Consider the following 6,904-nt stretch of genomic DNA (forward strand, 5'->3'; position numbering starts at 1 on the left):
AGCGGAGTGCCGCCCCTCAAACTCCCCTGCACAAGGGTTGGTTTGTGGGCAACGGGGCGCGCTTCGCATTAGCTCCGCAATGGGAATCGATCTGTGAGTGGGGTTTCTCGATCAAAAATCCTTAACCAGAACTGAAGTTAATGAATGTGTTCGGATTAGCTATTTTCAGGGCTTATTAAGATGAGAGTATGAATTTGAGATCTACTTAATGTTCTGCTGCTAGCCACAATATTTTTCAATTATTAGCAATCTTTTTGAGACTTTAATCGATCGATACACCTAAAAATTTATGCCAACTATTTATCAGCTCAAACCAGCCTCTCAGAACTTACTCAGACCGATCGTCCCCTGGCTGGCTAAGATCGGCGTAACACCAAATCAGGTGACGATTTTGACAACTTGTCTGGCGATCGGTTGTGGGGGGTTAATCCTCTGGCACAACTATTTCCTGATCTTAGTGCCGCTGCTGATGTTGGTCAGAGCGACGCTCAACGTCATCGACGGGATGCTCGCCCGCGAACATCAGATGACATCGACATTAGGTGCGATTTTAAACGAATTAGCTGACGTGGTGTTTGATGCGGCGATCTATCTGCCGTTTGGGTTATTACCTGGGGTGTCTGGCTATTTGGTAGCAATTATTGTCGTGTTGTCGATAATTAGCGAACTGACTGGTGTTTTGGGGCTGACAGTCGGCGGTCAACGTCAGTATGATGGCCCGATGTACAAAACCGATCGCGGGGTAATGTTTAGTATGATTGCCGTGCTGTTTTGGTTCGGAGTTTTGCCTGCGCCTTGGCTAGATTTCGTGTGGATCGGCATCATTGGCTTATCAATTTTGACAATAATTAATCGGATTAATAGTACTCTGGTCGAAACCAGCAAAAATGATGTGGAATCTGCCCGCTGATAATGTCTTGTGGTGTTTGGGTGCGATCGGGTCACTATTAGTCATCGCGACTTTAAGTGTATACGTAGTCCCAGCTTTCAAACAAATAGAGCTTCAACAAAGGTTGACTTCTTGGTGCTGGATTGTAGCATTATTTGCCATAACTTTGATTGCAAATCGTTCGATCGCGCTCTGTTTGTATTGGTTCTTGAGCTTCTTGGCATTCAAGGAATATATCTCGTTGATTCCGACTCGCTTGTCCGATCGCCGCGTCCTATTTTGGGCATATTTAGCGATCGTCATCCAATATTATTGGATCTCGATTCACTGGTATGTGATGTTTCTAATTTTTGTACCAGTTTATACCTTTCTCTTCTTACCGATGCGGATGGTAATTGCTGGTGAAACTCAGGGTTTTCTCAAAGCGATCGGGACGCTCCACTGGGGATTGATGCTGACAGTTTTTAGTTTGGGACATCTCGCTTATTTGCTGATGTTACCCGATCGCGGCAATCCGATCGCGGGTAGTGCGGGCTTAGTTTTATATTTAGTTTTTCTCACCGAAATCAATGATATCGCCCAGTATATTTGGGGAAAATCCTTGGGTCGTCATCCGGTGACACCAACAGTCAGTCCCAATAAAACTTGGGAAGGATTAATCGGTGGTATCTTAACTACTACTAGCTTAGCAATCGCGATCGCACCATGGTTGACGCCATTTGACTGGATTCATGCGCTAGGAGTGGGTTTAATTATTAGTTGTGCTGGCTTTATTGGCGATGTAACTATTTCCGCTCTCAAACGAGATTTGGGTGTCAAAGATAGCGGTAATATTATTCCCGGTCATGGTGGGATTCTCGATCGCATCGATAGTCTAACTTATACGGCACCGCTATTTTTTCACTTTACTGTATATTTTTATTTCCGAGGAATGCTCGTTTGATTCAGTTATTGCGACTACTATTTTTTGGAACGATCGTCCGGCTGGTAGTGCTGGTGGTAATTGGCTTGCGGATTGTCGATCGATCTAGATTACCAACAAGTGGGCCAGCAATTATCTGTGCCAATCATAATAGTCATCTCGATACGCTGGTATTGATGACGATTTTCCCCTTGCAATTGCTATCGAAATTGCGTCCGGTTGCGGCTGCTGAATATTTTTTAAAAAATCGGTTGTTGGCTTGGTTTGCCCTCAAGATGATCGGCATTATCCCGATCGATCGTCATAAATCTAGTCATACGGCACACCCCTTAGCCAAATGTTCGGAGGCATTAGCACGGGGCGAGATTTTGATTATTTATCCAGAAGGTTCTAGAGGTAATCCAGAATCATTAGCCAGCTTTCAAAGTGGGATCGCTCATCTGGCAAAACGGCATCCTGATGTACCGATTTATCCCGTATTTATCTATGGATTAGGGAAGGTTTTACCCAAGGGAGAGCAGATTTTAGTCCCGTTTTTCTGCGATTTGGCGATCGGGACGCCGCTATTATGGAGCGGCCAGAAGCAAGCTTTTATGGATTTACTCGATCGCGAAATGCAAGAGTTATCGACACTAGTTAATATTCCCACCTCACATTCCGAGCTGTGAATATGTTAGTAGAGATTCGATCGATTCAGCCTCAACTATTGAAAATTATTGGCGATGCGATCTAATCACTATTAATTAGAGCTTGAATATCTGTTGCTACAATCTTCTCTAGATTGCGAGTAATTTTCTCAATATCCCAATGCCACCAAGCGACTTTTAGTAGTGCGGTGATCGTCTCATTATCAAATCGTTGGCGAATAAGTTGAGCGGGATTGCCACCGACGATCGTATATGGTAAAACATTCTTGGTTACTACCGACTTGGCCGCAATAATTGCCCCGTCTCCTACATGCACTCCGGGCATAATCGTGACATCATAACCGATCCACACATCATTACCGATTTCTGTATCTCCTTTATGTTGAAGCTCGCCACTTGGCGGGGCTACTTTTTCCCAGCCATTGCTGAAAATATGAAATGGATAGGTCGAGAATCCAGCTAACTGATGATTGGCACCATTCATGATAAATTTGATGCCTCTAGCTAAAGCACAAAATCGACCGATAATTAACCGATCGCCGATGAATGGATAATGATATAAAACGTTGCGCTCGAAATTTTCTGAATCATCTAAATCATCATAATATGTGTAGTCACCAATGATGATATTGGGATTTGAAACAGTATTTTTAATGAAGCAGATTTGGGGAAATCCGTTCATTGGATGCTTGACTTGTGGATCTGCTCCAGACAAAATCGTTGGCATAGCCTCTCCTTGGAGAATCGCTCCCAGCTTGCAAAGTGAATTATGGTGATCCGATCTGATTCCAGATCGCAAGACCACCTTCGACTATTATGCTTACTCAATTACTAAATCGGCAGATCAAGCAGTAAAGATCGAACCTAGCCATTCTACTAGGCTAAATTCCCCCTATTCTGCCAGTACCGTCAGGATCGATCGTGCGGCACAATAAGAGCATTCGAGCTAGATACCGAGGAAATTATATGTCTGCAATCTTGGAACTATCTAATAGTTGCGCCGATATCGTCGCGGCAGCCGGAGCGGCAATCGTGGCGATCAATCCGGGCAAAAGAGTCTCCCCTAGCGGCATTCACTGGCGCAAAGGGCTGATCGTGACGTCGGATGAGTCATTGCAAAGCCATGACGAGCTATCGATCGTCAGTGCTACTGGCACGATGCCGATTACCCTCTTGGGTCGCGATCCTTCCACCGATATCGCCGTATTTACCCTGGCAGATGCTGAAAGTTTGCCCGTCGCCACAGTCGGCGATACCGCAACGCTCAAAGTCGGCCATCTCGTCTGGGGAATAGCTCGAAGCCCCGAAGGTGATGTCCGAGCGACAATGGGTGCTGTGAGCATCCTGGGCAGCTCCTGGCAGAGTATGAGCGGCGGGATGATAGATTGCTACCTCCGACCAGATCTAACCCTGTATCGGGGTTTTGCAGGGGGTGCCTTGGTCGATGCAACGGGTCGGGTTGTCGGCATGAATACGATGGGAAAACGCGGGACGGCCTTGACGATTCCGTCCGAAACGATCGATCGAGTCGTCAACCAATTAGCGGCCAAGGGGCGGATCGCGCGGGGGTATCTGGGCGTCGGGATGCAACCAGTCCGACTGTCACCCCAACTGAGTGCAGCTTTGAATTTAACCGTGCCAACTGGGGTCATCCTCATCAATGTCGAACCTCAAAGTCCCGCAGATATCGGCGGCTTATTATTAGGCGATATCCTGATGAGTTGGGATGGTATACCCCTGCTAGATCCCAGCGATGTCCGTGCCTTGCTCAATCGTGGCGATCGCGTCGGACAAGATGTGAAAATCGGCATCATTCGCGGCGGTGCATTGGTGGAGTTGTCGATCGAGATTGGCGAACGTTAGGGGACTGGCAGACTGGGAGATCGTTCCAAAATCTAGCTACTATTCACTATTCACTATTCACTATTCACTCACCCCTAAATGATTCGTGTCTTAGTAGTTGCCACGGCTGCTGTTGCCCGTGCGGGGTTGTCAGTTGCACTGTCGATCGATCCAGAGATCGAGGTCGTGGGCACTGCGGCGGATCTCGAAACTTTGGCAGCGGCGGTCGATCGATCTCAACCCGATGCGATCCTGCTCGATCTAGGTGACTCACCCCAAGCATCCCTGTGGGAGCAGTTGACGCTGTTACAAGCAGGGCGAGCAGCTAGGATCCCGATCGCCCTGTATGATTGGGATGGCGATCTCCAGGTGGCTTTCCAGGCTGGTGTGCGGGGGATTTTGCCCGATACGAGTACCGAAATAGCACTAGGGGCAGCGATGGTGGCGATCGCGAGAGGTTGGTTAGTACTGCCACCGACGGCAATCGAGTTATTCAACGCGCGCGAACAGGTTGCAGCTCCGTCAACGCAAATCTTGACATCACGCGAGATTGAAGTCTTGGTGCAAATCGGGGCAGGATTAGCAAATAAGGCGATCGCCCAAAATCTACATATTTCCGACCATACAGTCAAATTTCACATTTCATCTATTTTTCAGAAGTTGCATGTTTCTACCCGCACGGAGGCGGTGAAGGTGGGAATTGGCTTGGGTTTGATTTTGTTTTGACACTTCTGGGCGCGAACGCACGAGGATGCTGAGATCGACGATCGAACTTAGATTGAGAGCATCGTGACACCTAAACCAGCGATCCAATTTTCCTGAGCCTAGATTTATTTATTGATTTTGTCCCGATAGAGAACGGGAGGGTGTGGATATAGGAGTGGTAGATGCACCCTGATTATTCGCCCCTGACTAACCTTAATTGGTAAGTTGGGGCGTTTTTTTTAGGCACTAACCGAGATTTGAAATTCGTCCCGATAGCGAGCGGGAGGGTGTGGATATAGGAGTAGTAGATGCACCCTGATTATTCGTCCCTGGCTAACCTTAACTGGTAAGTTGGGGCGTTTTTTTAGAGATCGAGACTGGTGAGAATTGATAAATCCGCAAGCGATCGTTTTCATAATAAATCCGCTGGAGATCGGGATGATGGCGGCGATAGGTTTCACATAGTTGCAACAGGGCACCCGCTAACTGGGTACGCCCACTGGGAGAGCGATAATGACGATAAGTCGGATCGATTAGTACGGAATAAGGAACTGGATATTCTGGCTTATCAGCGATAAAGGGGCGTTTTTCAGTAAATACTAATAATGGGGTCGGGTGGGGAAAATGAAAGCTCGGTGTAGTAACGAGATCTTGGTACTTCGCCGTAAAGACAGCCGCATCTTCGTACCAGCCGCGACCGTAGACTTGCGATAATTGTTCGACTGGGGCAACGACAGTCCATTGATGGCGGGGGAAGAGATGGCCGATTTCCACTGCTTTGCGGGCGGCAGCGTCGTATTCGAGATAATCGATCTCCGGTAATGCCGGTAGACAAAAATTGAGCGTAATGGCGATAAAAACGGTCAAACAGACCGGAGCCGACCAATTGGCCAATAATAATCTCCCCGCCGTCGAAATCGCCATAAATAATAGCCCCACCAATAAGCTCATGCCGATCGGTAACGTTGTTAAGATGCCAGTGAGGAGGGGAAAGCGAGGCTCCAGGGGAGAGGCTCCGCCAACGAGATCGATCGCCGCTAAGACAGCTAAAATTGTCCAGGCCATACTGAGTGTAAATAGTGCCATCTGTCGCCCAAAAATCATCCCAAAGCTGCCAAATAACAGCAGAATCAGCAGACTCGGCGCGATCGCTGCGACTAATAGGACACAACAGAGGGTATTGACGAGTGCTTCGAGCCGCTGGGGAGCGCGGTGGAGATGAGTACTACAGCCGATCGCCAAAATTGCAAACAGTGCGCCGAGTTCAAACTCGCTCACCGCCCACGATCGAATTAAGCCCCGATCGAGAGTATCTTTGAGCACGTGCAGACATTGCTGGATGCCGAGCGGCAATTGGCTCGAAATCGGTAGCTGCCATGTAAATAGATAGGCTCCCAGACTATAGGTCGTGGCCAATGTCGCCGCACCATTATTAGTCAAACACCGGAGCGTATAGCCGACACTCAGCACCAGCAACATGCCGACAATCGCCCCTAATAAGTGGACGACATGCAAGGGATGAACGCCGCTCACAGCAGTTAGAAAAGCCGCTAAACTCGGAAAAATTGGAATCCGATCAACTGGGAGTAAATCCCGCGCCAAAATCTTTTGGGTGAGTAGTAATTGCCGATAGGTATCGGGATGACTGAAGCGAAATTCGGTCAGGGGATGCTCGAATCGCAACCCTACTGCCAGCATCAAGATCGAGATCGTCGCGATCGCACTCAGGATCGTAAACGGCAAACTCGATTTGGATCGATCGATCCGCGCTTGAACCAACTGCTCCCAAAATTGCCACGGCCGGAGCAGCCACTGTTGGAGTTGGGGCATCGACAACCCCCGATCAAAAATATCGACAGTCGAGATCGCCAATTGTTGGGCGATCTGTTTTACTGGGTG

At 48.2% G+C, this 6,904-nt stretch carries 7 protein-coding genes; 5 read left to right on the forward strand and 2 right to left on the reverse strand.

Translation table 11 applies throughout. The features are described from left to right. Positions 1-289: 289 nt before the first annotated feature. From RMO27_RS00225 to RMO27_RS00235, 3 genes are read left to right on the forward strand one after another with little or no spacing between them, the layout of a single operon-like run. Positions 290-910: a CDP-alcohol phosphatidyltransferase family protein gene (locus tag RMO27_RS00225; RefSeq protein WP_309727905.1), complete on the forward strand. Its 621-nt coding sequence runs from the start codon at positions 290-292 to the stop codon at positions 908-910. After that, positions 888-1,832, forward strand: coding sequence for a phosphatidate cytidylyltransferase (locus RMO27_RS00230; protein ID WP_396133588.1), 945 nt, complete (start codon positions 888-890; stop codon positions 1,830-1,832). The genes RMO27_RS00225 and RMO27_RS00230 overlap by 23 nt, the downstream gene beginning before the upstream one ends. Further along, the gene (locus RMO27_RS00235; RefSeq protein ID WP_309727910.1) at positions 1,829-2,479 is read left to right on the forward strand and encodes a lysophospholipid acyltransferase family protein; all 651 of its coding nucleotides are present in this window, start codon (positions 1,829-1,831) and stop codon (positions 2,477-2,479) included. The genes RMO27_RS00230 and RMO27_RS00235 overlap by 4 nt, the downstream gene beginning before the upstream one ends. 61 nt (positions 2,480-2,540) lie before the next feature. On the opposite strand, the gene RMO27_RS00240 is transcribed toward RMO27_RS00235, so the two are convergent. After that, entirely contained in the window at positions 2,541-3,185 is a 645-nt protein-coding gene (locus RMO27_RS00240; RefSeq protein WP_396133589.1) for a Vat family streptogramin A O-acetyltransferase, read from the reverse strand. A 239-nt stretch (positions 3,186-3,424) separates the two neighbouring features. Here RMO27_RS00240 and RMO27_RS00245 point away from each other — a divergent pair, with 239 nt between their 5' ends. After that, entirely contained in the window at positions 3,425-4,321 is an 897-nt protein-coding gene (locus RMO27_RS00245; protein ID WP_309727912.1) for a trypsin-like peptidase domain-containing protein, read from the forward strand. Between the two features lie 78 nt (positions 4,322-4,399). Beyond that, positions 4,400-5,026 (forward strand): response regulator transcription factor, encoded by a 627-nt coding sequence (locus tag RMO27_RS00250; protein ID WP_309727914.1) that lies wholly within the window; start codon positions 4,400-4,402, stop codon positions 5,024-5,026. A 318-nt stretch (positions 5,027-5,344) separates the two neighbouring features. On the opposite strand, the gene RMO27_RS00255 is transcribed toward RMO27_RS00250, so the two are convergent. After that, on the reverse strand, positions 5,345-6,904 hold a 1,560-nt coding region (locus RMO27_RS00255), incomplete at its 5' end, for a hypothetical protein (RefSeq protein ID WP_309727920.1).

Origin of the sequence: Chamaesiphon sp. OTE_75_metabat_556, from assembly GCF_031378165.1 — a bacterium.
In the GTDB taxonomy this organism is placed as follows: domain Bacteria; phylum Cyanobacteriota; class Cyanobacteriia; order Cyanobacteriales; family Chamaesiphonaceae; genus Chamaesiphon.

Excerpts from the sequence above, each read along its gene's own strand:
- RMO27_RS00225 (WP_309727905.1), top strand. The coding sequence starts at position 290 with ATGCCAACTATTTATCAGCTCAAACCAGCCTCTCAGAACTTACTCAGA.
- RMO27_RS00230 (WP_396133588.1), top strand. The coding sequence starts at position 888 with ATGATGTGGAATCTGCCCGCTGATAATGTCTTGTGGTGTTTGGGTGCG.
- RMO27_RS00240 (WP_396133589.1), bottom strand. The coding sequence starts at position 3,185 with ATGCCAACGATTTTGTCTGGAGCAGATCCACAAGTCAAGCATCCAATG.
- RMO27_RS00245 (WP_309727912.1), top strand. The coding sequence starts at position 3,425 with ATGTCTGCAATCTTGGAACTATCTAATAGTTGCGCCGATATCGTCGCG.
- RMO27_RS00250 (WP_309727914.1), top strand. The coding sequence starts at position 4,400 with ATGATTCGTGTCTTAGTAGTTGCCACGGCTGCTGTTGCCCGTGCGGGG.